This is a genomic window from Candidatus Ozemobacteraceae bacterium (genome assembly GCA_035373905.1).
GTDB lineage: Bacteria > Muiribacteriota > Ozemobacteria > Ozemobacterales > Ozemobacteraceae > MWAR01.
Genome location: DAOSOK010000001.1, coordinates 48,044 through 72,639 on the forward strand (window position 1 = coordinate 48,044; position 24,596 = coordinate 72,639).

Annotated in this window: 14 protein-coding genes; 3 read left to right on the forward strand and 11 right to left on the reverse strand. The window is 62.6% G+C overall.

Going from position 1 to position 24,596, the window contains the following annotated elements; genetic code table 11:
* Positions 1 to 42: 42 nt before the first annotated feature.
* From PLU72_00250 to PLU72_00265, 4 genes are all read right to left on the reverse strand, one after another.
* Positions 43 to 1,260, reverse strand: coding sequence for a hypothetical protein (locus PLU72_00250; GenBank protein ID HOT26584.1), 1,218 nt, complete (start codon positions 1,258 to 1,260; stop codon positions 43 to 45).
* 305 nt (positions 1,261 to 1,565) lie between these two features.
* On the reverse strand, positions 1,566 to 1,892 hold the full coding sequence (locus PLU72_00255; protein HOT26585.1) for a YbaB/EbfC family nucleoid-associated protein: 327 nt from the start codon (positions 1,890 to 1,892) through the stop codon (positions 1,566 to 1,568).
* 58 nt (positions 1,893 to 1,950) lie between these two features.
* Complete coding sequence (locus PLU72_00260) at positions 1,951 to 8,709, reverse strand: Ig-like domain-containing protein (protein ID HOT26586.1); 6,759 nt, start codon at positions 8,707 to 8,709, stop codon at positions 1,951 to 1,953.
* Positions 8,706 to 9,545 carry a hypothetical protein gene (locus PLU72_00265; protein HOT26587.1) on the reverse strand — a complete coding sequence of 280 codons (840 nt, stop codon included), beginning with the start codon at positions 9,543 to 9,545 and terminating at the stop codon, positions 8,706 to 8,708. Before PLU72_00265 ends, PLU72_00260 begins: the two co-directional genes overlap by 4 nt.
* 84 nt (positions 9,546 to 9,629) lie before the next feature.
* Between PLU72_00265 and PLU72_00270 the strand changes: the two genes are divergently transcribed.
* Positions 9,630 to 11,042 (forward strand): carboxypeptidase-like regulatory domain-containing protein, encoded by a 1,413-nt coding sequence (locus tag PLU72_00270; protein ID HOT26588.1) that lies wholly within the window; start codon positions 9,630 to 9,632, stop codon positions 11,040 to 11,042.
* An 86-nt stretch (positions 11,043 to 11,128) separates the two neighbouring features.
* Here the strand turns inward: PLU72_00270 and mraY are convergent, their stop codons facing one another.
* From mraY to PLU72_00305, 7 genes are all read right to left on the reverse strand, one after another.
* A complete protein-coding gene (mraY, locus tag PLU72_00275) occupies positions 11,129 to 12,199 on the reverse strand; it encodes a phospho-N-acetylmuramoyl-pentapeptide-transferase (protein HOT26589.1) in 1,071 nt (356 codons plus the stop codon).
* A gap of 54 nt (positions 12,200 to 12,253) precedes the next feature.
* Positions 12,254 to 13,660 carry a UDP-N-acetylmuramoyl-tripeptide--D-alanyl-D-alanine ligase gene (gene murF / locus PLU72_00280; GenBank protein HOT26590.1) on the reverse strand — a complete coding sequence of 469 codons (1,407 nt, stop codon included), beginning with the start codon at positions 13,658 to 13,660 and terminating at the stop codon, positions 12,254 to 12,256.
* Positions 13,657 to 15,141, reverse strand: coding sequence for a UDP-N-acetylmuramoyl-L-alanyl-D-glutamate--2,6-diaminopimelate ligase (locus PLU72_00285; protein ID HOT26591.1), 1,485 nt, complete (start codon positions 15,139 to 15,141; stop codon positions 13,657 to 13,659). The genes murF and PLU72_00285 overlap by 4 nt, the downstream gene beginning before the upstream one ends.
* Positions 15,142 to 15,184: 43 nt before the next feature.
* Positions 15,185 to 17,248 (reverse strand): penicillin-binding transpeptidase domain-containing protein, encoded by a 2,064-nt coding sequence (locus tag PLU72_00290; GenBank protein HOT26592.1) that lies wholly within the window; start codon positions 17,246 to 17,248, stop codon positions 15,185 to 15,187.
* Positions 17,245 to 18,198 carry a 16S rRNA (cytosine(1402)-N(4))-methyltransferase RsmH gene (gene rsmH / locus PLU72_00295; protein HOT26593.1) on the reverse strand — a complete coding sequence of 318 codons (954 nt, stop codon included), beginning with the start codon at positions 18,196 to 18,198 and terminating at the stop codon, positions 17,245 to 17,247. The genes PLU72_00290 and rsmH overlap by 4 nt, the downstream gene beginning before the upstream one ends.
* Before the next feature lie 9 nt (positions 18,199 to 18,207).
* Entirely contained in the window at positions 18,208 to 18,585 is a 378-nt protein-coding gene (gene ftsL, locus PLU72_00300; protein HOT26594.1) for a cell division protein FtsL, read from the reverse strand.
* Positions 18,586 to 18,778: 193 nt separating this feature from the next.
* On the reverse strand, positions 18,779 to 21,496 hold the full coding sequence (locus PLU72_00305) for a clostripain-related cysteine peptidase (GenBank protein HOT26595.1): 2,718 nt from the start codon (positions 21,494 to 21,496) through the stop codon (positions 18,779 to 18,781).
* 255 nt (positions 21,497 to 21,751) lie between these two features.
* Here PLU72_00305 and PLU72_00310 point away from each other — a divergent pair, with 255 nt between their 5' ends.
* A complete protein-coding gene (locus PLU72_00310) occupies positions 21,752 to 22,015 on the forward strand; it encodes a hypothetical protein (GenBank protein HOT26596.1) in 264 nt (87 codons plus the stop codon).
* 168 nt (positions 22,016 to 22,183) lie between these two features.
* Positions 22,184 to 24,454, forward strand: coding sequence for a HEAT repeat domain-containing protein (locus tag PLU72_00315; GenBank protein HOT26597.1), 2,271 nt, complete (start codon positions 22,184 to 22,186; stop codon positions 24,452 to 24,454).
* The last annotated feature ends 142 nt before the right edge of the window (positions 24,455 to 24,596 follow it).

Consider the following 24,596-nt stretch of genomic DNA (forward strand, 5'->3'; position numbering starts at 1 on the left):
GTGAACTGTGAAAAATCAGCTGTTTCCAGCCGGGCCGCGGGGTTACCAGCTCCCGCCCAGGCTGGGCTGTTCGTTTGCCTTCGGTCGTTCCGGTTCTTCCGGTTCCTGGATGCTGAGCCCCTCGGTCACGGCCGACTGCACGGGATCAAGACCCTGGCTGAGTCCCTTCTCGATCAGGCCCGTGACTCCCTCGCGGGATTTGTCCGTCGAGAATTTCGCATCAAGCTTGGGTGAAGACGACAGAATGTCGGCGGTCATCCCCTGGGCCATTTTGCCGATGCCGACCTCGAAGACGGCTCCGACGGTGGAGGAGACGCCCGCGTTGACGAATTCCCTCCCGATGATCTTTGCCGCATCGGCTCCGGTCGCGCCGCTCCGGTTGACCTCGCGTATCGAGCCTGTGAGGCCGCCGATGGCCGTGTTCGCGATGGCCGAGCCGGCGACGCCGGCCCCCGTCTTGCCGAGAACGATGCCCGTCGCCGTGTCAGCCGCCTGGAGAGTCGTTTCGAGGGCGATCGTCTTCATGAAATCCTGGTCGCCGGTGATGGCCTTTTCGGAGGCCGTGATGAGCGTGTTGCCGGCCGCCTTGATGACGCCTTCGGCGATCGTGAGGGCGAGGGTGACGCCTTTCATCACCGGAACCGCCGGCGCGACGGCGGGGAAGACGACGGCGATCGGAATCAGGATCGCGGTGACGATGCCGATGACGGTTCCGGCCGTCGACAGCTTGCCGGCGATGTCGAGCAGCTTCTTTCCGGCGTCGCCGAGAGCCTTCTGATAGACGCCGAGGGCACCGCCGCTCTCGACGATGCTGTTGTAGCTCTTGGTGGGGTCGGTGTTCGCGGCTGACTGGATGTCGCCGCTCTTGAGCATGGCCATCGTCGCCTTGGCGTCGGCCTTGAGCTGCTCGATGTCCTTGTTCGCCCGGTCTATCTGGGCTTTGTATTTGTTGTACTCTTCCTGCTTTTTTCTGGCTTCACGCTCGGCGGCCGATTCGCCTTTGAAAATGCCGCCGACGTCGCTCGCGAACGACTTGATCCCGTCGATCGCGTTGATCGTGAAGTTTGCCATGCCGCCGAGCTCGACCGGCTTGATCGCCATGATCGCATCGTAGGTCTTCTGAAACTCGACCGTCGCTTTCTCGATCTGCGCCTTCTGCGTCTGGGCGCTCTGGGCGAACGTGATTGCCGGCGAGAAGAGCTGGAGAACGAAGGCCAGCATCGTCAGAACGGAGATCAGTTTTCGCGAAAACCTGTTCATAGGAGCCCTCCACATGTTCGATGGTCTGCGATGTCGGTCCTACCTTCATCTTACCCGCAGAAGGGAAAAAGTTGCAGCATTTCTTCACTTGCAGTCCTGCAGAGCAATACCCATCCGTTCGCCCTGAACCTGTCGAAGGGCGAAAACTTCTCGTGCTTCGACAGGCTCAGCCCGAACGGAGGAGGCACCATGGTCCTTGAGCCATACAACAACACCGCGAGCCCGGAATTCTTTCCAGGCCCGCTTTTGAACTCGCTTGAAACATGCATGCCCGCCGGCTCGAACCGACGCACACGCGGGGAAACTCAGAACATTCCTGGAATATTCAGGCCGCCGGTGACTTTCCCCATCTCTTCCTGGACCATTTCCTGGGACTTCTTGATGCCGGTGTTGACGGCCGAGAGAACGAGGTCCTGGAGAGTTTCGACGTCGTCGGGGTCGACGGCTTCCTTGTTGATGGTGATCTTCTGCAGTTCCTGCGCGCCCGTGACGACAACGGTCACCATGCCGCCGCCCACGCTGGCCTCGACCGTGCGCTTCTTCAGCTCTTCCTGGGTCTCGGCCATCTTTTCCTGCATTTTCTGGGCCTGGCGCATCAGACCCTGGAGGTTGGCTCCGCCTTTGGGAAACATCGATCGATAGCTCCTTTACGGGTGAAATGGCGTTGAAAACGTGTTTATCTTAGCATTCTCACCGCAAAACCGCAAACGTGCCCTTGAATTTGCGCTTCCTGACCGGGGCGTCCGTGTCCGGATACACCTCGAGCACGTAGATATAAGCTCCGTTCGCGATGTGCCGCGGCATCCGCCAGGTCACCCGGTTCTCTCCGACCTGGCAGGCTTCCATGAGACATTTCACCTCGTCGCCGCCCATGTCGTAGATCTTGATCTCGATGCCGGCCGAGCCGGTGAGCCAGAAATGGAAGGTCACCACGTCGCCGCGGGCCGGGCTCGGCCAGACCGAGAGATGGTTCAGCCGAGTCTCCGGCTGGTACCGCAGTCTCAGGCGCACGCGGGGATCGGTGACGGACGTCATGGTCAGGGATTCCCCGGGTCTGACGGCGATCAGCCCCATCGCCGGGTTGCCCGGCCCGCCGTCGCCCCGGATCGTGATCTTGGCCCGGAACAGGCCGCTGTGGGGAGCCGATTCGACGAGCGAAACCTCGAACCCGCCCGGCTCGCTGTCGGAAACGATGCGGACCCTGGTCGTGTCGGCATTCACCCAGTTGAGGTCGTCGGCTTCGATCTCGAGATACACCACCGCCTGGTTCAGCTCGCCGCCGTCGATCTGCTGGCGGAACGTCGGGTCGGAAAAGGCCGTCATGCCGCTGATCTTGACCGGTTGCGTGTCGCCGCTCGTACGGTAATAGATATATTTCGACTGCGATGTAAGCGTGCCGCACGCGAGATCGACCCGTTCACCGGGGACGACGGGAATGGTGATGCTCGAGATGCCGCGCGCATCCTCGAGATCGATGCGGCCCCGGAACCGGCGGCTGGTCGCATCGACAGGCTCCAGGGGGAGAAGATAGGGCGTGGTGGCGGTTCGTTGCGCGAAGGCCTCGAGAATCCGGTGATCGGGCGGCACGACCGCCGCGCCCGATGCGGCGACTTCGATCCAGAAGCTCGGCCCGTTCACGATGTCGCCCGGCAGGGGAGTGGTGAAGCCGGCGTCGGTATAGATCGTGATTCCCTGAGTTCCGGCAGAGATGAACGAGTAGGTCGGCACCTGCAGGGATTGGCCGAGGAGATCCTGCAGGATCGGAAAAACCACTTCGACGAGCGAGCCGGGCAGGAAGATCGTTTCGGGCTGCCACTGGAGGGTGCGGGAAGACGCGCCCGGCGTGACGAGAAGCGCCCGTGCCGGAGCGCCGTTCACCGTCAGCGCGAGCTGTCCGGCCGTCGGGAGGTCGATCGCCTTCGAGAACGAGGCGGAAATGACCGACGCCTCGTGGGCCGTGCGCGAGCCGGACGCCGGTTGGACGCCGGACAGCGTCGGCAGTTCCGCCACCAGGAAGGGGATGGACGGGCGCGGCCCCAGTTCGAGCGTCGCGGTCGCGCGACTGCCGCGTGCGAAGGGGATGACGCCGCTTCCCTGGAAGCGACCGGGTGCCGTGGCGATTTCGCTCAGAACGACCGAGACGGCGCCCGTCGCTCCGGAGATGCTCACCAGCCGCGTTTCCGGATTATACCCCAGGAGATCGGCCGCAGACGCCGTAATCGCGACCGGGCCCGGCAACGCCTCCCCGAGCGGCGAGACGGCCGTTCCCGCCCTGCTGCCGGTGCCGCTGTACAGCTCGAACGTCGCCCCCGTTGTCCCGCGGTTCGTGAATGCGATGTCGGAGGTGACCGGCACGCCGTCGGTGTCGCACAGAGGCGGTCGGAGACCAATGATGTGTGCGGTGCCGGTCGCCCAGCGCAGGGACGGCGCAATCGAAAGATCGTTGCCCGTGAGGTCGAGGGCGGCTGAGAAGGGAACGCCGGCGCCGGCGAGCGTTTTCACCGTGATTCCGCCTGAGGCGATGCAGCCGGGATCGAGACGCTTGTCGAAAGAGAGAATGAAGGTCTGGTCGAGCCACACGCCGGTGCTGCCAGAAGCCGGCGAGACGCCCGTGATGCGCGGCCGGTAAAAGACCGGAAGGCTCAGCTGGAATGCGGCGTCGGCCTGGGAGCGGATCTTGACCGTTGCGCCTTCCCCGGCGGCTGTAGGCAGCACGCGCCTGAAAATGCCCGTGTTGGGCCCCGTCTCTTCGAGCAGGACGACCTCCGTGGCGATGAACGAGCCGTCCGACGCGTCGATGCGGACCCGTGTCGAGTCGATCGTCGAGAACGAAACGTCTTCGGCGCGGACCTCGAGATACAGCGCGTCTCCGGGAATGACGCCGTGCCATGGGGTCGCAAAAGCCGCATCCCGGTAGTGCCTGAGCGAACTGACGACGGAAGGCGGCTCCGGCGGGGGTTGCGAGCGGAAGTTCGTGACGTAATCGCTGCCGAGCACCTGTCCGAACGCATCCGCGATGGTGCCCTTCACGACGAGGCGGTAATCTGTCAGAAGATTCAGGAACTCGGTCGGAATGAACTCGACGGCCTTCCTGTCACTCGAAATATTGATCGTGCCTACGACAGGGACCGCCCCGGGCATCAGGAGCAGTTGAAAATTCGCCGTCGTGAGAGGTGTCGCCGGCGAAAGCGGTTGCGAGAATCGCCACGTCGGCCACGAGTCGGCCGGCACGGCGACGGCCCCGTCCGCCGGCGAGACTTGGGTGACGAAAAACCGCTGCCGGATCGAGAGGGTGCGCGACAGACCCGGTGCGATCGGCAGGGAGACCGTCAGCGTGGCGCCGGGCGAGTTCGGAACGGCGAAACTCCCTCGGAAATCGCCGCCGGTGACTTCCGTGACGGTGAAGGCGGATGTTGCGGCTGTATCGGAGTAGGCGACGGAAAGCGATTCGAGGCTTCTGGTGCGGGCATCGGTGCCGGAAAGCCTTACCCTGACAGTCGCTCCAGGATCGACGACGGTGCCGTCGGCGAGCAGCTGGGTGAAACCGGCGTCTGCATACAGGTTCAACGGCCCGTACGACGGCGAGAGCGTCGAATACCCGGCTGCGAGGGCGGAGAGGCTCAGCCCGTCGGTATCCCTCACGGAAGGCGTGACTTCGAGGAGAACGTCGGAAAAGGTCGCAAGGTCGGCTTCGATCGCGATCGTTTGGGAGGCGGCGAGTGATATGCTCGCGATCAGATATCCCCGGGAGTCGGCGAGCCGTATTGCGCCCGGAACCAGCGTTGAGGCATCGACAGGCTTGCTCGTCTGAACCCGGAATATCGTGTCGAAGGCGAGATTCGGTGTCCCGGACGCGGGGAACAGCCCGGTGATCTGCGGCGGGACGGGGGTGCGGAACTGTCGCAGGAACGTGGGATCGGTGATGGATTCGACGGTCAGCACGGCGCCGTATTCCGGGGGGGCGGCGATGGAACCCTGGAAAACGCCGGAATTCTGGGTTGTCTCGACGAGGGAGGCGGTGATGCTTGCCGGGTTCAGGCTCGAGGACAGCCTGATGCCCGTCGCGTCGAACGTCGTGGGAGAACCGTCGACCGCGGTGACCCTGACGAACAGCTCCTGGCCCGGAAGAACCGCGCTTCCCGAGGTGATCGCCGCGGTATACGCCGGATCGGAAAAGACCGTGAGTCCCAGGATCGTGGAGGGCGGAACGGTGCTCGCCTGGGTGCGGAATCCGAACGAGAGCGTCCCGACGAAGGGATTTCCGACCGTGTCGCGAAGCCCGGCGACGCTTACCGTGTGGTCGGTGTTGTAGGCGAGCTGGGCCGTCGGCCTGATCGTGATGCGCCGCGAGTCCGTCGCGTAAGCCAGAACCGTCGGGAGAGGCGTGGCGCCCGCCCTGAGCGTGACGTTCGCGGCGGAGACGGTCGAGGGATCGAGGTCCTCGCTTGCCTGCAGGGTGATGTCGGTCGAGACCGAGACGCCGATCGAGCCCGAGGCGGGAAAAACGATCGATAGTTTTGGATATGTAACAACCAGCGAGGCGCTCGCGGCCGGGGTGACGGTCGAGGCGGCGACGAGCCGGAAATTGTCCGCCAGCCCGCTTACGGCGAAACTGCCGCGATAGACTCCGGTCGAGGCGCCCGTTTCCACGAGAGTTGCGACGGCTCCCGTCGAGAGCGATGCCGTCTCGGCGTCGACCGTCAGGTCCGAGCCGTCCTGTCCGCGCATCTCCAGATACAGCGTGCCGGTGGCGGCGCAGTCGGCATCCGTCGCGAGTCGGGCGAAGGGAGCGTAGGTCGCGTCGGGAAAGAACCCGACCGAACCGATCGAAAGCGGCTTCGTTTGGGCGGCCTGCGTCGTAAAGGTGAACGCGAAGCCCCGGTAGATCGGATTGCCGGTGGTTCCCCGCAGGCCGGTCGAGGAATACTCAGCCTGCACTCTGTAGATGGCAGCGGGGGAAAGGGGGGCGGCGGGAGTGATGGTCACGAGTCGACCGTCGCCGCTCACGGTCCGGTTCGCGGCGACGGTGCCCGACGGCCCCGTGAACTGGAGCGACGCCGTTCCCACCGTGGCCGGATCGAGTGCCGCCGAGAAGGCCACGGGAATCGCCGCGTCGAGCCGGACGTTCGTCGCCCCGCTGGCGGCCGAACTTCCGGAAAGCGTCATGATCGTCGTCTGGGCCGGGACCCAGGCGGGGAACTCGACGGTCAGGGTTGCGCCCATGCCCGTCCCGACCGAAGGCTCCCAGCTGAGCGTGGCGACGGGTTCCGGAGGAAGCGTGCCGGAAAAAGTGAAAATAGGTATATTTGATAATGTATAATTACCAAAATAAAGTCCGCCCGAGTCGGATGCGGATTCCGTCATGGGAATCGTAATGGTCGGGCCCCATGAGGCGCGGAGGGTCGCGTCGAACAGATCGCGCGTCTGCGTGGCGCCGTCGGTTCCCGTGAACTTCAGATACACGGCGGCCGTCGCAGAAACCCGCTCCGAGGCGGAAAACGCGTCGAGATGCGTCGGGTCACGGAACAGCACGAACGAGCCGGCGGACGTGGGCGGCGTCGTCGCCGGCTGGGTCCGGAAGGTTGCGCTGAAGGTCGCCGGCGTGTTCGAGAACGCGTTCCCCGCAAGGTCTTTCACGCCGGCGCCGATTTCGACCGTATAGGAGGCGTCGGTGCGCAGGACGCCTCCGGGCGCGTCATCCGGATCGATCGTGATGACCGGACCGTTCAGGCTCACGCTGTAGCTCGCCGGGCCGTCGGTGCGGAGGAGTCGGACGGATGCGACGGTAACGCTCGGCGTCGCGACTGGTTCTGAAAGGGTGAGTATAATATTTTTATCTATTGTGACGCCGGTGCTGCCCGATGCAGGATACATCGAGACGAGCGTCGGCGGCGTGACGTCGGTGGTCGTGAACGTGTAGGAAAGCGTCGCGACCTGAGGATTGCCGGCAAGATCCCTGACCATGCCGCACTCGACGGTATGCAGGGCGCTTCCGGCCATGGCCGCGACGGGAGTCAGGGTGATAATGCGGGTCGCAGCGTCCCATGAGCGATTGACGGCTACGGGAGCCCCGCCCTGGAGCAGACGGACGGTCGTCGCATCGATCGAAGCCTGATCGAGGAGTTCGCTGGCCTGGATCGTGATCGAAGACGTCGTCGGCACGGCCGTCGCGCCCGATGCCGGCGAAACCGGGGTCGTCACCGGGAATGTGACGGTGAGCGTCAGGGAGGCCGTCGGCGAGGCCGTCTGGAAAACAAGGGTATGAGGCTGCCCGTAGGAAACCGACGTCGTGACAGCCGGCGTCAGGAACGTCTCGGTCGCGGCGACGGGTTGCGAGAAGGGCAGGGTGCTGACCGTGACGCCGTCGAGCAGGAAGGTCGCCGTCGCCAGATCGATCGTATTGAACGCCGGATCACGTGCCCGAAGCCGCAGATACAGCGTCGTCGTCGCGTTGATCTCGCTCCCGGGAATGATCTGGACCGTCCTGGCCGCATCGCTGAACGCCTCGATGGCCAGCACCTCGCTGGCCAGCACCCCCGAATTGACCGTCTGTGTCCGAAGCGTATAGGTCGCGGCCTCCCAGAGTTGGGTGCCGTTCGCCGCCAGAACGTCGCTCGCGATTTGTATGTAGTATGTGGTATTGAACTGAAGATCCTCGCCCGTCTCGACGGTGACCGAGCGGGAATCGGCTGTCTGGTAAACGAGGGAGACCGGCGCGCTGGCCGGTCCGAACATCCGTATCTGCTTCCCGTCCGTGTTCCCGACCCAGCTCGAAAAGGACGCCGTCATCATGTCGCCCGTGAAAGCGAGCCTGATCTGAGCTCCGGAACTGGCGATGATACGCAGGTCGGAACTGGTGAAGGGAATGACTCCGCCCGCCGCATTCGCCGCTTCCGCAGTGCAGGAAGCCGTCAGGGGTTCGGGGAAAAACGCCGTGACCGTCACTTTCGTGTTGGGAAACGGCGGTCCCTGGAGATGCAGGACTTTCTCGGCCGCATCCCAGGCGCACTCCGTCGGATAGACGAGAGGCCTGCGCCAGAGTTCAAAGCTCGAATAATCCTGCTTCCGGATGATCAGTCCGGCGTTGGTCTCCCCCTGGCGCTCGTAAGAGAAAAGCGACGTCAGCCCGGGAGTGACGGCCGTGTTCGTCACCGCCGATGTGCTGGTGAACAGAGACGCGTCGCGAAGAAACGTTCCGCCGGACTCGATTCCGATGAACGCTGTCTCGAAATTCGAAAACCCCTCGACATCATTTCCGACGCTGCTCCAGGTGGAGCCGATGACGGGGGCGGCGATTTCGGTAATCACGCCGCCGGTATAACGAAAATACTTCGTTTTTGCTGTTGTGCCCGAGATATATGACAGGACGATTACCCCGGTGCGGGGATTTTGCGCGATCGAGACGCAGTCGGAGTTGATGTCCCCCGTATCGACCGTCGTACTCGTCACGATCGAGAGATTGTCCTCGCGGCAGATGAAGAAAACCGCCTGCGTCGCGGGCGATCCGGAATTGTTGTCCGGAATGACCGTTCCCCCAGAATCCCGTCGGCATATGTCCCGATGCGGCAGGCTGAAACGCCGTATTCCACTTCGAGTCCTGTGAATAAGGGGGCGGCTGTTGGCGTCGGGGATGTTCCCGTGATTTTTACATGGTACAAATTTGAAGGTGTTCCGGGATTCCAGAACAGCTGAACGCCTCCGAGGGTTGGGACCATTCCATAAGAATAAGAAGGCTTGAAGCTTGTCGATGTTGCCACGACGCTTGCGGCTGGTGTGTCGGGAAACGTTTGATCCGAAGTGTAGGTATAGACAGTCAGTCCGCCCATGAAATCCGATTCGGAATACACGAAAGTTCCCGTCGCGAAGGTTGAGTTGTTGGAAACCTGGATCTGACCAGCCTGAAAGACGGTCGGAAATTTCATGGCCGTTTTTACCTGTATCCAGGGAGCAACGCTGTAATTGTCCTGCCATGCCGGGTATCCGCCGGGCGGCGGCTGGGCGATGACGGTCGATGTGGAAAGATTCCCGTTCGCATTGAAGCACGCCGTGTCGATGTACACCCGGCGGGTGTCGAATGGCGGCACATTGAAGGAAAAGGTGGCGCCAAACGTCGTATCAGCAGTCGCCTCGAGGGGTACAGGACCCATTGCGGAAAGGGGGGCTGGGAAGAAAATCCCCAGGGAAAAAAGGATAAGGGAAAAAATCCCTAGCCTGAAGGATGTGCGGAAAACGAACAAATCGTGTAGAATGAGTGGTAGAGCGGGGAAAAGCCGGAAAACAGACATGATCCCGCGCGGGTACGAAGGTTGCATGTAAATCTTGTGAGAAATAGTCTCGGCCGTTGTCGATCGGTCGGAGGAGAAATGAGTATGAAGACAACTATCAACAAGATCGTAGTGATGGCCTTGATGGCCCTCATTCCTCTGTTGGCCGGGTGTCTGGGGAGCGGGGGATTCAACCCCGTGGCCGACAATTCGCTTTCCGACCAGGTGAACGCCTCGCTTACCGCCGAGTCGGACGACCTTGTTTCCGGTCAGGTGCTTGGCGCGCGCGCACGACCACAGACCCTCGGAAAGAGCCGCTGGTCGTATGCTGAACCGCCGTTTGTCGTCGTTCACAAAGTTAAAAATGGCAATGGCGGCCCCGGCAGTCTGAAAGTTCGTGTTCTCCCCGCCGCGAGTGCGGATAATATCTTTATAACTCTTGATTCCATGAAGGTCAAGCCAAGGGAGGGCGCTCCCAGGGGGATCTCCATCATTTCCGACGAGATAGATCTGAAGAATCCGACCGCCCTCGCCGAGATACTGGCGGGATCCCAACTCCCCAATGGCGTCTATAATTACATGGAATTCCGCATCAAGAGCGGCAGGGTCGTCGTTGGCGGCGTATCGTTCCCCCTCAAGATTCCCAGCAACCGTGTTCGCTTCTTCGGTTCCTTCGAGATCAAGGATAATTTCACCACGGACGTTTCGATCCGCTTCTTCAACAAGCTCTCACTCAAGGTCAAGCAGATGGGCAAGCAGAAGGTCACCGAGTATCTGCTCAACCCGATCGTGAAGATCAGCTCGACCCTGACCCAGAAGGTTGTTGCTGCCCCTGACGGCGACGTGAAGGGGGTGGTTCTCGACTACGTAAAGAAAACCCCCATCTCCGGCGTTGCGGTGAGCATCGAAGGCACCTCGTTCAGCGGGCTCACGGACGCGAACGGCGTGTTTTCCTTCGTGAAGGTTCCGAACGGCACCTACAATGTGAAACTGTCGCACGCCGACTATCTCGATAAATCCTCGTCGGTCGTCGTGAAGGGCGGCGAGATCGCCGACATCAGTTGTGAAATGAACCCGGCCGTCATCCGCAGTTCGGTCGGCAACACCGGCTGGTTCTCCCAGTTCTTCCCCTATGCCGACGCGAATGGCGCCTACGCGGAAATGGCCCTCGAAACTCCGGTTGCCATCGACTTCGTCAGCCTGGCATTCGTGAAGGCGGAAATGGTGTTCGATGCCGAGTTCCGGTTCGGTGGCGGCGCCCGCATGAGCGCCTTCGTCAGTTCGTCGCAGCAGGTTCAGGTGATCAAGAACCTCGGCGGCTGGTGGGTTGGCAACAACGCCCTCCTGGGTTCGGCCCTTGGCTACTTCACCGCGACCCAGCCCTCGACCCACTACACCGTGAACGTCACCGACTTCGTCCGCGCCAACCCTAGCGCCGCCTACTTCTTCGCGGCCCGCAACGAGGCGGCCCTCGATATCCGCATGCAGAACGTCCAGCTCTCGATCTACTATCGCTGATCAATGAAAAGTCCATAACATCCCAATCGTTAAACCCCGGCGTAAGCCGGGGTTTCTTGTTACGGACGATCTGCTGAAGCGCGCGATCAGCCGGCGAGGCGCATGGCGAACAGCGCCAGCCCGGCGAGGCCGAGCAGGAGGCTGACGATCGTGAACCGGGCCACGACTTTCTGTTCGGCCCAGCCGCACAGCTCGAAATGGTGGTGAATCGGGCTCATGCGGAACACCCGCTTCCCGCCCGTGTATTTGAAATACGAGACCTGGATGATCACCGACAGCGCCTCTGCCACATACACGCCGCCGATGAGCGCGAGAAACACCTCCGTGCGCGTGCAGACCGCCAGCGCCGCGACGGCCCCGCCGAGCGCGAGCGAGCCCGTGTCGCCCATGAACACCTGGGCCGGGTTGGCGTTGTACCACAGGAAGCCGAGACACCCGCCGAACAGGGCGGCGGCGAGAATCGCCAGCTCCGCGGTGCCGGGAATGTACGCCGCGCCGAGCCCGCGGGCGAGCCCCGGTGTACCGGACACAACGGCGATGACGAGGAAGGGGATCAACACGGTCAGCGTGACGCTTCCGGCCAGTCCGTCCAGCCCGTCGGTCAGGTTCACCGCGTTGCTGGCCCCCACGACGATGAAGGCTACGAAGGGAAGATACAGCCAGCCGAGATCGATCGTGCCGAACCACGGCACCTGGACGAACGTCGAAGACAGGATGAGGCTTCCGCCGCCGGCGCCAAGGGGAAGCGGCAACTCGTTGTTCGCGCCCAGCCACGTCTTGACCGCGTAGGCGGTGATGATGCCGGTCAGGAACTGCGCGGCGAGCTTCTGACGCGGCGTGAGACCGAGACTGCGCGCCTTGATCACCTTCGTCAGGTCGTCCGTTGCGCCGAGCAACGCCATCGCCAGGGTGCAGAACAGCACGATGCCGACCGAGGGGTGCCAGCGCGCCCACAGCAGGGTCGTCAGCAGGAACGGGATCAGGATGATCAGGCCGCCCATCGTCGGGATGCCGGCTTTCTTCTTGTGCTCCTGCACCCCTTCCTCGCGGATCGTCTGGCCGATCTGGCGGCTTTTCAGGTGTTCGATCACGCGCGGGCCGATGAAAGCGGCGACCAGGAAAGACGTCGCGAGGGCGAACAGGATGCGGAGGGTCATGGCGCTGAAAATGGAGGCGAACGTAGCGAATCTCCCTTCGAAATCAGGCGCTGATCAGTGGAGATCGCACTGGAGCGCAGGCCAGAGTTCTTTGACGATCTCTTCGAAGTGCATGCCTCGGCTGGCTTTGAGCAGAACGGTGTCTCCCGCCAGGAGCAGCGTGAACAGCCGTGTGGCGGCTTCCGACGTCGAGCCGCACGAGTGGACGCCGGCGGGCGGCATGCCGGCCAGCAGCGCCGCCGACGCGATGAACTGGGCCTGTTCCCCGACCGCCACCAGTTGGTCGATTCCCGCGCGTGCGACGGATTCGCCGAGCGCGCGGTGCAGGGCTTCGGACTGGTCGCCGAGCTCACGCATGTCGCCCAGCACCGCGACGCGGCGGCCTTTGCATACTGCAAGATATTCAATCGCCTGCTTCATCGAGGAGGGATTGGCGTTGTAACAGTCGAGAATGATGCGCTTTCCATCGAGTTCGTGCGACTCCATGCGTGCGGCCACCGGCCGGAACCGCTCGATCCGGGCGATGCCCTCGCGAAGCGGCCTCGAGCCGGTGTTCGCGTAGACGGCGAGAGCCGAGAGGGCGTTGAGGGCGTTGTGTTTGCCCAGAAGACCGAGCCTGACCCGGACCCGCTCGCCTTTCGTGACGACCTCCATCGAGATCGCATCGGCGTCCATGCGGACGTCCTGGCCGCTGCAGTCGCAGCCGGAGCCGAAGCCGAAACTCACGACGCGTGCCTTCGTCTTCGCTTTCAATGTCTCGAAATAGGGATCGTCGCCCGGAAGGACCGCCAGGCCTCGTTCCGAGAGTCCCTCGAGAATCTCGGCTTTGGCCAGGGCGATGTTCTCGAGGCTTCCCATGTTCCCGATATGAGCCGGGCCGATGTTCGTGATGACCGCGGCATGGGGGCGGGCGATGCCGGCGAGGAACCGGATCTCGCCCGCATGGTTCATGCCCATCTCGATGATCGCCGTCTCGGTGGCAAGGGGAATCCGCACGATGCTCAGCGGAAGCCCGATCTCGTTGTTGAAGTTGCCGGTCGTGGCCCAGGTGCTCGAAACGCCGGAAAACAGGTGCAGGAGCATTTCCTTCGTCGTCGTCTTCCCGTTGCTCCCGGTGACGCCGATGAACAGAGCCGTGTGGCGCGCCCTGTGGAACCGTGCCGCATCCTGGAGGGCGCGAAGGGGGTCGTCGCATCTGACCCAGGCTGCATCGCCGTCTGCCGGCGAGGCCCCCTCGACCCACCGCGCCGAGACGATCGCGGAAGCGCCCTTCGCGAGCGCCTGGGCGATGTATGCGTGGCCGTCCGTCCGCTCGCCCTTGAAGGCGACGAAGACCTCGCCGGGAAGCAGGGTGCGGGAATCGATCGAGAAGCCGGTAATCGGCTTCGGGGTTCCGCCCGCGTGAACGCCGCCGGTCGCCGCGAGCAGGTCGCCGAAACTCCAGTCGCTGGTGGTGCTCATGCGTGCGCTCCTTCGAGAAGTTCCTTCGCCACGAGCCGGTCGTCGAACGGCACCGTGCGGTCGGCGAAGATCTGGCCGGTTTCGTGGCCCTTGCCGGCGATCAGCAGGACGTCACCCGGCCTGGCGACCGAGATGGCGAGGGCGATGGCCTTGCGCCTGTCGGCTTCGACGTGCACCTCGCGCCGCTGCGCCGCCGGGAGCGCGTCGATTCCGGAAATAATTTGCGATATTATATCGTTTGGATTTTCTTTGCGCGGGTTGTCGCTCGTCACGACGGTGATGTCGGCCAGCGTCGCCGAAAGGCGGCCCATGACGGGGCGTTTCTCGGTCGACCGGTTGCCGCCGCAACCGAACACCGAGATGACGCGGCCGCCGGCGGCCAGCGGCCGGACGGCGTGAAGCAGGTTCTCGAGCGCCGCTGGCGAATGAGCGTAGTCGACGATAACCGTCACGCCCCGGTCGTTGGCGATGCTCTCGAATCGCCCGGGGACCGTCGCGAGCGAGGTGATGCCGTCGAGAATCATGTCCCAGCCGATGCCGAGACACCGGGTGAGGCCGGCGGCCATCAGGGCGTTGAACACGTTGAACTCGCCGGCCAGGGCGATGCGGCAGGGCCGCTTCACGCCGTCCGCGACGAGGGTGAAATCCGTCGCCATGCCGCTCAGTCGGATATCCTCGGCGTGCAGTTCGGCGGTCCCCCTCACGCTGACGGTGCAGACTTTCCTTCCCGCCTGGCGACATTCGTCGGCGAGCCGCCGGCCCCACTCGTCGTCGATCCCGATGACGAGGCCGCGGTCGGCAGGCGTCAGATCGAGAAACAGCCGCCGCTTGGCCTGGTAGTAGTCCTCCATGTCCGGATGAAATTCGGTGTGCTCGAGGGACAGGTTCGAAAATCCCGCGGCCGCGAATGTGAGATCCTCGACGCGGCAGGATTTCAGGGCGTGCGAACTCACCTCCATCACGCCCGCCCGTACGCCATGCGCGCGGGCTTCCGCGAAAAGGGCGCTCAGGTCGAGCGATTCGGGGGTCGTATTCTTCGCCGGCCGCACGTCAAAGCCGAGATCGTACTCGACGGTGCCGAACCTGAACGCCGCGCCGAACGCCTTCCGGAGAATCGACTGGACGAGATACGTCGTCGTCGTCTTCCCCTTCGTGCCGGTGATGCCGACGAGATGCAAATCTTTCGACGGGTCGTCGTGGAACAGGCGTGCGATGGCCGAGAGGGCTCGCCGCGCATCCGTGACCCGCACCGCGGGAACGGGAATTCCGGCGAGCGGGGCCTGCGTGACGATCGCCGCGGCGCCGCGCCTGACGGCATCCTCGATGAACGCCGCGCCGTCGGCGGCCGAGCCGGGCATCGCGACGAACAGGAACCCGGGTTCGACCCTGCGCGAGTCGAACGCGACTCCCGTTATTTCGACGTCCGGATTCCCCGCCCGCTCGAGAACGGGAAAGGTCGTGAGCATGCTCAAACGCTTCATGTCTGCCTCGTATATGTATATATAAATATATTCATTGTGGTATTCAACGACGGGGGGTCGGAGAGAACCTGACCTGCACGATGCGGGAGGCGGGAATCGGCGCTCCCGGCCTGGGAAGTTGTTCGATCGCGACGCCGTTCCCCTCGAACGTCGGCGCCAGTTCGAGGTGTCGCGCCATGCTTGCCGCCTCTTTGAGTGTCATCCCGGTGAAATCCGGGACGAGGATCGACAGCGGGGGTCTGACGTCCTCCGACGTTCCCGAGGCGGTCGAGGAGGGCGGGACGAAGGCGGAGAGGGGAAGACGCACTTCCAGCGGCTCTTCCGGCCGGGGCTTGGCGGGCTTCGCCGGTTCGGACGCTGCGCTTTTCGAGGCGATGACAGCCGCCGCCGCCTCGGATGGGTTCTGGACCTTTCTGTCGGGAGGTATCTTCATATATTTCAGGATCCTGTCCATCATCGAACTGAAATACGGCCCCGCAACTTTGCCGCCGAAAAGCGTCCGGGTGTCGCCTTTCGGTTCGTTTGCCGCGACGAACAGCACGATTTTAGGGTCCAGCGCCGGAGCCATGCCGATGAACGAGGTGACGACCTTGTCCCAGTAGTAGCCGCCGGCGGGGTTGGCTTTCTGCGCCGTGCTCGTCTTGCCGCCGGCCGTATAATCGGGAATGGCGGCCAATTCGCCCGTTCCGTGATCGATGACGCCGAACAGCAGTTTGCGCAGATGTTTCGCGACGTCGGGCGGCATGACCTGGCGCTTCCGTTCGGATGCGTATTCCTCGCTGATGTCGCCGTTTTGCGAGATGATTCGCTTGATCACGTGGGGGCGCATCAGCCATCCCCCGTTCGCGATGGCGGAATACGCAGCGACGAGTTGTGCGCCGGTGACGCCGATCTCCTGGCCGATGCAGAGAGACGCGGCGGACAGGGCGGACCACTTCGACGGCGAACTGAAGATGCCCGGCGTTTCGGCCGGGACTTCGAGGCCGGTGGGCTCGCCGAATCCGAGTTGCCGGTAAAAGCGGTACAGGCTCCGCTGGTCCAACGCCTGGGAAATCTGGACCATGCTCGCGTTGCACGACTCGGCAATCGCTTCCTCGATGTTGACCAGGCCGTGCGCGCCGTGGCATTTGATCCGCTTGCCGGCGATCTCGCCCGCGCCCTTGCAGTAAAACCGCGTGCCGGGCGTGATGCTGCCGTTGATGATGCCGCACGCCGTGGCGAAGATTTTCATGCACGACCCCGGCTCGAAAATGTCGGTTACGGGGCGGTTCCGGTGCGAATCCGGGGCGGAATCGGCGAACTTGTTGAGGTCGTAGTTGGGCAGGACCGCCATGCCCAGGATTTCGCCGGAATACGGGTCCATCGCGATCGCCATCGCGTCGATCGGCTTCCACTGCGCCATGAGCTTGGCCAGCTCGGTCTCCAGGATGTGCTGGATGATCGAATCGATCGTGAGGACCATGTTGCTGCCGCCCATCGGCGGCCGGACGATCCTCATGCGGCCCGGACCGGCCTCGCTCGTGCTCACGTCCTCCTCGACCGCCAGACCGGCGTAGCCGCGCAGCGTCCGATCGAACGAGAGTTCCAGCCCTTCGAGACCGTGGCCCTCGCCCCCGGTGAAGCCCAGCAGGTTCGAGGCGAGCGAATTCTGCGGATAGACGCGGCGGTAGGTTTCCTCGAGCGTGATTCCGGGAAGATTCAGTTCGCTGATCTTCATCGCGAGATGTCGCTCGAGATTTTTATAGATGGGAATATATCCCTTTCGCCCCTTCAGTTTGTCGAGGATCTCGTCCTGCGTCATCGGCAGCACCGTCGAAAGATGCGCGGCCAGCTCGGGAAACGACTTCACCTCGCGGGTGAACACGTAGACGGTGTAGGTCTCGACGGAAAGGGCGAGCTCCACGCCGTTGCGGTCGGAGATGGTTCCCCGTTTCATCTCGAGCGTATGCTGGGTCCGGTGGTTCTGGAGCGAGCGCCTCGACCAGTCCTCGAACTGGACGACCTGCAATTGAAACAGCCGAACCAGGTAGACGCCCAGGACGACGCCGATGACGCCGCAGACGATCAGCGCCCGCATCGTCCGGCTTCGCAGGGCTGGCCATCTCATGCCCCGCGGCCCTCCGCGGGAAGTTTTCGCGCCACCCGAAGCTTCGCCGACCTTGCCCGCGGATTCGCGGTCGTTTCGGCGTCATCTGCCGTGACGGGCTTGCGGGTGAGGATTTCGATCGTCGGCCGGTTTCCGCAAACGCAGACCGGGAACTTCGGCGGGCAGGTGCAGCCCTTCTGTTCCGCGGCGAAGAAGGATTTCACGATGCGGTCCTCGAGCGAGTGAAACGAGATGACGGCGAGCCGTCCGCCGGGCGCAAGGACGGAAAGCGCCATCGGCAGAAACCGCTCGAGTTCAGACAGTTCGTCATTCACGGCGATGCGGAGCGCCTGGAATACGCGCGTCGCCGGGTGGATCGCGCCGAAGCCCCTGGCGGGGGCGACGCCCTCGATGAATTTCGCCAGCTCCGCCGTCGTCGCGAACGGGGACGCATCGCGCCGCTTTACAATAGCAGAAGCTATTCTTCTTGAGTGGCGCTCCTCGCCGTATTCGTGGAAAATCCGTGAAAGCTCGCGTTCCGGGACCGTGTTGACCAGATCGGCGGCCGTCGCTCCGCCCGACGAGCGGTCCATGCGCATGTCGAGCGGACCGTCGCGCGTGAAGGAAAACCCTCGATCGCTTTCGTCAAGCTGGGGAGAGGAGACGCCGAGATCGGCCAGAATCCCGTCGACGGAACCGATGCCCAATTGGGCGAGAACGTCGCACAGTTCGGTCGATCGGCCGTGGACCCTCGTGATGCGCGCGTCGGGAGCCGTCCGCTCGGAACGGCGCAGGATATCCATATCCCGGTCTATGGCGACGACGCGCCGGATCGATGGATACCGGGCGAGAACCGCGTTCGTGTGGCCGCCCAGGCCGAACGTGACGTCGGCGAAGGTCTGGCCCCCCTCGGGAAAGGCGAGAGCGACGACCTGATCGAGCAGAACGGGGATGTGGCCGGAGCGTTCCATGGCGTGCCGTTACGGCTTCGCCTCCTTTGAAATCGGGAGATAACAGACCTGGCGCGGGGGAATCATGCCCAGTTCGGTTCGAGCAACCATTTCGATCCGGGAGATCGACTGGAGCTTCGAGATCTCGGCCCGCACGACGGCATTGTTCGTTTCGAGGCTGTCGATGCGCTTTTCCGACGTCTGGAGCCGGAGCCTGATTTCGACCATCTTCGTCTGCTGCCAGATATACATCGTGAGCATCATGCTGACGAGGAGAATCGCCGTCATGTAGAGTCTGAGCATGCGCCGCCTGCGATTGTCGGCCGTCGTCGCGAAGCCGTCACGGTCGGAGAGGCGGGGGGAGGGCGATTCCGGGGTGAGGGGGACGAACCAACGGGAACGTTTCATGTCATGCCGACTCCTGGAGGTGAAAAATGCCGAAGACGGAATTCGTCCGTGACAGGAAACTCATCGACATCATGCGGGTCCGGCATGAGCGGAGATTCATCGTGTCAGCTCCTGTCCCCTTCGGGCGGAATGTACGTACAAACCGCAGGAAGAAACCCGGGGGTTTCTTCCTGCGCGGTGAAAACGAGAGCGTTTACCGGTTCGTCAAGGTACCATGTTGGCGTTGGAATTCCAAGAGGGAGCGCAACTGTTTTTCGAGATCCGAGACGCTTTCGCGCTGTGACGGGGAAAGACCGTCGATCGTCCGCATGAGAGATGCTCCCGTTTCGGGATGCCGCTCCAGTTCTTTGGCGGCGCGCCGCGTGATCGATTTCTCGAGATTCGAGAGCAGATCGACGTCGTCGAGATACTGACGAGAGTTGGAACTGCGCTGTCGGGCGGGCCGCCGGGACGCCGCCCCCGCGAGGTCGCGAACCTGTGCGTCGAGAGATGGGGTCATATACGTCGCGATTGCCTTCAGCACAGCGTTTCGCTGGCTTTGGTCGTTGATCGCCTCGATGCCGAACGAGAAGAACATCAGCCGGTACCCGTCGTTGACCTGAACGGCCGCCGCACCCGACGACTTGATGCCGCGGGTGGGGGAACTGGGTTTGAGGTCCGGGCCGTTCATGTCGCGGTCGTTGGCGCGGTCGCGGGCGGCGCTGTCGAACTTCATCACGGTCTGGGCGCCGGTCAGCGGATCGATCTCGTCGGGCCACTTCTGGTTGTTCGCGCCGTCGCCGCCGAAGATCTGATAGGTCTGGCCCTTGAAACTGCTGGCTGAGCCGGTGATCACATGGACGTTCGTGTCGTCCTGGACGAAGCCGATCTTGCAGAAGTCTTTCAGGAACGGCGTGTCGCGGAGCGAGAATGCGAGATCCTGGCCGCTGAGCACGAGCCGGCCGCCGAGCTTGAGATACCCGGCGAGCGCCTCGACTTCCTCGGCCGACAACTGCTGCTGGTCGGAGGAGTCCTGGACTGAGACGAACACCCAGCCGTCGGCGTACCGCCTCAGCACGTCGGGCTTGAGGGCCCCGTCGAGCATGCGGTCCCATGGGTCGAAGGTGATGTTCCCGTCGCGAAACATCGCTTGGAGAACGGGCGTTGCGGGCGAAAACGCGTCGGTGAAGGCGAGAAGCACGTGACTGCCGGTCTGGAACGCCGCCTTCACGTAGAAGGTCGAGCGGAACGTCGAGGGGGGACTCTTGTCGCCCGACACCGTAACGGTGATGACGATTTCGCTGTCGACCGGCGCCGAGGGCGAGATCGTGAAAACGGGTCCGGAAACGGTGGCCTGCTTGCCCGGCGCCGGCGCCGAGGTGAGCGACATCGCATACTCGGTCTTGTCGAGCAGGCTGCTCGTCGTCTGAACCGAGACGTTCAGCTTCGCGACCTGCTCCCGGCCGAAGTTTCGCAGAACCAGGTGCGTTTTCACCGCTTCGCCGGCGGCAAACCGACCGTCGCGGTTCTCGTCTTCGAGCACGACTTCCTGCAGCTTGATGTACGGAAGGGAGGGGGTTTCGAGCTCCTCTAACAGCTTATACCACCCGCTATGGGAAGAAAGACTCAGCAGTTTGTACCGGTTTTTGTACGTCCGGAAACCGTTGCGGTCAGGAAGGAAAATGCAGATTCCCGTAGCGTCCTTGTATTTGTCGCCGGCCGCACCGTGGCGTACGATCAGCCCGCCTTCCCCCGTCAGGGTTGCCAGGAGCTGTTTCGCAGCCGCCTTGATCGACGGTGTTTCCACGGTTTTACTCAGGATCGCGAGATAATGCCCCAGGTCGATGTAGTCCTTGTAGACGAACTTGAGGGCGGCTTCCCGGGCCTGTTCGATCCGGTCGATCTCGCGAATGCCGGATTTGACGGCCGTTACGAACGAATTGAGCTTATTTGTGACGTCATCGACCTTTGACAGGTCGAGCAGCGAAAGGGTGACGGCCGTGTTCCCCTGAGAGCCCATCTGATAGGAGGCCTTGTACGTGTCGACGATGGCCGTGCCGAGTCTGCGACCGTCCATATCGGGGGCGGCGGCGAGTTTCTTGAGAAAGGCGTCGTAGGGCCAGCCGCGCTCGGGCTCGAGATCGGTCGAAGCCACCTGGAACAGCGCCGAGGCGGAGGATTCGTGCGCCACTTCCAGCATCTGCATCAGGCAGGCGTCAAAGCCGAGCAGATCGATGGGCTTCCCGAGGATGTCCTTCACCTTGATCAGTGTTTTCCCGAGAGTCGGGATGTCCATCGAGGTGCCTGACGTGTCATCGTAGGAGATATTGTAGGAAATCGTGTCGAAGGGGTTGTCCCCGGTTGCGCCGTGCGGCGTCATGATCGAGGGCGAGATGTCGGGCTGGATTTCCTTCCATCCCGTGCCGTGGTTCCAGAGAATGAGGGCATACCGTTTTGCGGGATACCGCTGTTTTGCCCATTTCACGAAGTTGAGAAGCGACTCGGGGGTTGCCGTGTCGATTGGCCCCAAGTCTTCGAGCATCGGGGAAGTTACTTTTTTCGGCTGCGTGTCTTTCTTGATGAAATAGCGCCGGCAGCCGGACCATTTCATCTCGGACTCCTGCGAATACTTGCCGTTCCGGTCGAGCTGGACGACGATATTGATGTTCTCGTTCGAACCGACCGCTTCCATCTCGTTCATATCGAGCTCGCCGCCGGCTTCGAGGTTGTTGTCGGCAGCCATGAACACGAGAAAGGTCCAGTCTTTGACGGCCGAGGGGGTGGCTGTTTCGCGCGTGGCAGATGCGACGGCGGTTCTCCGTGCAGGTCGTTGAGAGGCAGCTTCGCCGGGGGTACACGATGCGGCCAACCAGAACGCGAGAAGGAGAACGACGGGAATTCTGCCGCAGATGGTTTTGAAGATGGATGCCACTGTTCCGTGCCTCCGTTCGAGCTGCTAATGAAGTGCTTTCTGAAGATTATAGTGACGGATGGAGGGAGTGTCAATGAAAGGGGCTCTGAGAACGGAAAATAGACGGATGGAGAAGCCCGGAATAAGTGTCCCGCATCCGGTTCAGAATTCCGGCTGCGGGACGGCCCCGTGCGCCTTCAGAGAAGGCACGGCACGATTGACTTGACGGGGCGATTATAGTAGAATCCTGCATGAACTTCCATTGGGAGGGTAGGTATGGCAAAAGCTAAGACCATCAAGAAGGCCGACACGAAGCCGGTCGAAACCCCGGTCCGCAAGAAAGACAAGGCGATCCAGGGCGCTCCTCGGGATTACGATTCAGCCGAACTGTATGAAGAGGGCGAAGTCGTTTACCACAAGATCTGGGACGACAAGGGCGAAGTCGTCGAAGTCGGCGTCACCGAAGACGGCATCCGCAAGATGAAAGTCCATTTCGAGAAGGTTGGACTCAAAAATCTTCGCATGGGTCAGGCTTCCTGATCTCCTGAGTTCTTCCGATCACCGGAGTCCGCACCAACGGGCTCCGGTGATTTTTTGTGCCCCGGCTCTCTTCCAGGTTTGGCCTGCGGACGGAATGAACGGAAGCCCGTTCCTTCGGAAAGACAAGAAACCTGCCGATGAGAGAGGGCCGGGGAGGGTCTCGAGAGGATGCCTGAAGCAAACGAATTATGGAAACGCGGCCTGGTTCTGATCAAGTCATGCACTCGCCGGCTGATCGGTTTTTTGCATCATCAGGATGCCCACGTCCGAGAAGAGGCGGCGAGGGCACTCGGCAGAACGGGAGATTCGGAAGCCGTCGTTCCGCTGATCGAGGCTCTGCGTCGGCAGCCGCACGATGATTCGCTGTCGGGCGCTCTTGCCGAAATCGGCGATTCGTCGGCTGTCGAACCCCTTCTTGCGGCGCTCCGCGATGCCGAACGCGAGGCGAGGCCGAATATCGTGGCCGCGCTCGGCGCGTTTCACGATGCCAGGGTCACGGCGGCCCTCAACGCGGGACTTGCGGACACGGATCCGAATATCCGGTTCCAATGCGCAACGGCGCTCGGAAAGACCAAGGATCCTTCGTCCATTTCCCCTCTCTTGGGATGCCTGGGAGAGGCGAACGAATGGATCTTCCTGAGTGTCGTCGATGCCCTTGCCCGGATCGGCGACCACCGCGCGACCAACCCGCTCACCGCATTTTTCCTCAAGGAACCGAACGAGCGGAAACGCTCGGCGCTGATTACGGCGATCGGCCAGCTCCGAGACCTGACGGCCGTTCCCACCCTTTCCCGGGCGTTACGCGACCCCGATGAGCGCGTCAAGGCGAACGCGATCGAAAGTCTTCGCAGGCTGGAACTGCCGAGGGAAAAACTGCTCTCGCTGATTCAGCCGTTCCTCAAGCACGCGAATCACCGCGTTCGCGGCAATGCGATCATCGCCGTGGCCCTGGCCGGCGCGATGGATCTGACGCCCCTTCTCGACGAAATGCGGGACGACCCCGACAAGTGGGTTCGCTCGACGCTCGGTTACGTGCTGTCGATGTTCCCGCACCCGCGGGCTCTTCCGCTCCTGGTCGAACTTCTCCGAGACGAGGACGGCGACGTCAGGAAGAACGCCGCGCGGGCCTTGTCCGCCCGGGCCGAAGAGGCCGATCTTGAGCTGCTTCTGAAGCTCCTTGGCGATGCGGCATCCTTTGTCCGGTTGCACGCCGTCGCCGCCTTGGGCCGACTTCGTTCCGCGCCTGCCGTCCCGATGCTCGCGAAGCTGTTCGCATCGGAGCGGAATTTCAAGATCCGGTCGGCCGTCATATCGGCCCTCGGGGAGATCGGCGACGCGTCGGCGGTTCCCGTGCTCGAAAAGGCCCTGAAAGACAGGGACTCTCGCGTGCGTGCAAACGCCGTCGAGGCGCTCGAGGCGGTCCTCGGGGAAGGGGGCGCGTTGATGCTGAAGCCTCTGTTACAGGATCCAGACAACCGGACGCGGGCAAACGCAGCGAAGGCGTTGTTCCGTATCGGCGAGGTCGGGGTCCTGTTTCAGCTCGAGCGGATGCTGGGTGATCCCGAGAACACCGTGAGGATTTCCGCTGCATACGCCGTCGGGGAAATTGGCAGGGCGCTCAGGGACATCGACAGGATCCCGCTCTCGACCCCCCTGAAACAGGCGCTTGCCGGTGTTCGGTTGCCTGATGCCCAAGCGTTGCGGCCGGAGAAGATCGCCATTCCGGCCGCCGGACAGCCGGCACCGCCGCCTTCCGTTGCGAAGGACGGCGCCGGAAAGGAAGTCATGCGTGAGCGGTTCATGGCTGCATACAAAGCCGGCCGAATCGACGAGGCGACGGAGCAGGTGCAGGCATATCTCGCCGTCTATCCGCACGATCTCATGGCCAATTTCTTTGCCGGAAACCTGTATCAGCAGCAGGGAAAATTCGACCTGGCGATTCCGTTCTATCGGAAGACGGTCGAGATCGATCCATTCCATATTCAAGGATATGCAAATCTCGGCCTCTGCTGCCATCGCTGCAACCGGGTGCAGGAGGCGGTCCATTATTTCCGGCAGGCCCTCAAAATCCAGCCCGATCTGTCGACGTTGCATTTCAACCTCGCGAATCTCCTCCTGAAGGAACAGCAGTGGGAGGATGCGATCAAGCATTTCGAGGAAGGTCGCAAGCGCCAGCCTGCCTCGCCGAAAATTCTCGCCAATCTCGGTTTCGCTTATCAGAAGACCGGCCAGTATGAGAAGGCGCTTGCCGTCTACGAAGAGGCGTCAAAGGCGGATGCGCACGATCCCGGCTTGCACTACAACTGGGCCCTCATCCTCGCCCGCCAGGGGCGGAAGGACCAGGCCCGTGACGTGCTGAAAAAGGCGCTGGCGGCCACCCCGGCCGGCGCCCCCGGCGAACGCAACCTGCGCGACCTGCTGGAACGCCTCAAAGGCTGACCTCCCCAGAAAAAGTTCCACGGGAAACCGCATCCCGCGCGGTACCGCGTACCCTTCGACAAAGGCGCTGGAATTCGGGGGACGTGATACCGAATTCAGAAAATTGATTTCCTTCCGAAGAGAGGAGACCCCAGAGAAAGCG

Excerpts from the sequence above, each read along its gene's own strand:
- PLU72_00270 (HOT26588.1), top strand. The coding sequence starts at position 9,630 with ATGAAGACAACTATCAACAAGATCGTAGTGATGGCCTTGATGGCCCTC.
- rsmH (HOT26593.1), bottom strand. The coding sequence starts at position 18,198 with ATGGAACGCTCCGGCCACATCCCCGTTCTGCTCGATCAGGTCGTCGCT.
- PLU72_00290 (HOT26592.1), bottom strand. The coding sequence starts at position 17,248 with ATGAGATGGCCAGCCCTGCGAAGCCGGACGATGCGGGCGCTGATCGTC.
- mraY (HOT26589.1), bottom strand. The coding sequence starts at position 12,199 with ATGACCCTCCGCATCCTGTTCGCCCTCGCGACGTCTTTCCTGGTCGCC.
- murF (HOT26590.1), bottom strand. The coding sequence starts at position 13,660 with ATGAGCACCACCAGCGACTGGAGTTTCGGCGACCTGCTCGCGGCGACC.
- PLU72_00285 (HOT26591.1), bottom strand. The coding sequence starts at position 15,141 with ATGAAGCGTTTGAGCATGCTCACGACCTTTCCCGTTCTCGAGCGGGCG.
- PLU72_00265 (HOT26587.1), bottom strand. The coding sequence starts at position 9,545 with ATGTCTGTTTTCCGGCTTTTCCCCGCTCTACCACTCATTCTACACGAT.
- PLU72_00250 (HOT26584.1), bottom strand. The coding sequence starts at position 1,260 with ATGAACAGGTTTTCGCGAAAACTGATCTCCGTTCTGACGATGCTGGCC.
- PLU72_00255 (HOT26585.1), bottom strand. The coding sequence starts at position 1,892 with ATGTTTCCCAAAGGCGGAGCCAACCTCCAGGGTCTGATGCGCCAGGCC.
- ftsL (HOT26594.1), bottom strand. The coding sequence starts at position 18,585 with ATGAAACGTTCCCGTTGGTTCGTCCCCCTCACCCCGGAATCGCCCTCC.
- PLU72_00310 (HOT26596.1), top strand. The coding sequence starts at position 21,752 with ATGGCAAAAGCTAAGACCATCAAGAAGGCCGACACGAAGCCGGTCGAA.
- PLU72_00315 (HOT26597.1), top strand. The coding sequence starts at position 22,184 with ATGCCTGAAGCAAACGAATTATGGAAACGCGGCCTGGTTCTGATCAAG.